At 80.9% G+C, this 1,089-nt stretch carries 1 protein-coding gene; it reads left to right on the top strand.

The window, feature by feature from the left end; genetic code table 11:
- The coding region (locus AB6N23_RS18445) for a SpaA isopeptide-forming pilin-related protein (protein ID WP_412867406.1) at window positions 1-1,089 on the top strand (1,089 nt) is incomplete at both ends.

The raw sequence follows: 1,089 nt of genomic DNA, 5'->3' as shown, positions 1-1,089 counted from the left end.
CGCCCACCCCGACGCCGGACGCCACCGCGCCGGCGGCCGGCACCGTGCCCCTGCCCGCCGAGGACCAGGTCGACCAGGTCCCCGCCGCGCCGGGTCTCGACGCGGCGCACGACGAGCCGTCGCCGGACCCGTCCCCGTCCGACGCCCCGACCGACGAGCCGACGCCCGGCCCGTCGCCGACCGGCACGCCGGGGTGCCCCGAGGTCGTCAGCGGGTGCTTCGGCACGGGCAAGGCGTACGCCGAGGTGACGTCGCAGGACGGCGCGCCCCTCGCGGGCGCGGTGGTCGAGCTCGACGTCGCGGGGACCGACCCCGCGCCCGAGTGGACCGGCACCACCGACGCCGCGGGCGACGTGCCCGGCTGGTACCAGCTGCCCGCGGGCGCGACCGCGACGGTCCGCGTGGTCTCCGTGCCGGCCGGGTCGATGGTCGTCGGCGCGACGTCGCAGACGGTCGGCCCGTGCGTCGTCGCGACCGAGGACACGCCCGCGGACTGCGACCTCACCGCGTCGTTCGAGCTCACGCGCGCCTACCGGGTGCTCGACGTGGTCGTGGCCGACGACGCCGGCGCGCCGCTGGCCGGCGCGACGTTCGAGCTGTGGGGCGCCGCCCCGGCCGCCGAGCCGCCCGCCCAGGTCCCGGACGCGCCCGCCGACCCGTCGCCGACCGACGACCCGACGCGGGGGGCCGACGACGACGACCACGACGACGACCACGGCGACGACGGTGAGGGCCACGGCCACACCGGCCCGGGCCGCGGCCACGACCACCACGACGACGACGCGCGCGGACGCGTCGCCGTGCGGGCCGCCGGCGGCGTGGCGGCGCTCGCGGCGCCCGTGCCGGCGGGCCGGGTGCTCGTCGCCACGGCCACGTCCGACGCCTCGGGCCGCCTGTCGTTCGGGCGCGTCGCGCCCGGCACGTACGAGCTGCGCGCCACCGCCGTCCCGGCCGGGTACGCGCTGCCGACGTCGACGGTCCCGGTGACGCTCGACCAGGTGCTCGCCGCCGCCGACGCCCAGGCGCCCGTGGCCGTGCGGGTGCCGCTGCGGGCGGTGACCCCGCCCGGGGCCGGTGCGCCCGCGGCAC

Origin of the sequence: Cellulomonas pasadenensis, from assembly GCF_047229365.1 — a bacterium.
In the GTDB taxonomy this organism is placed as follows: domain Bacteria; phylum Actinomycetota; class Actinomycetes; order Actinomycetales; family Cellulomonadaceae; genus Cellulomonas.
Note: the sequence above shows the minus strand (reverse complement) of the source record. Positions and strands in the feature narration are given on the sequence as shown.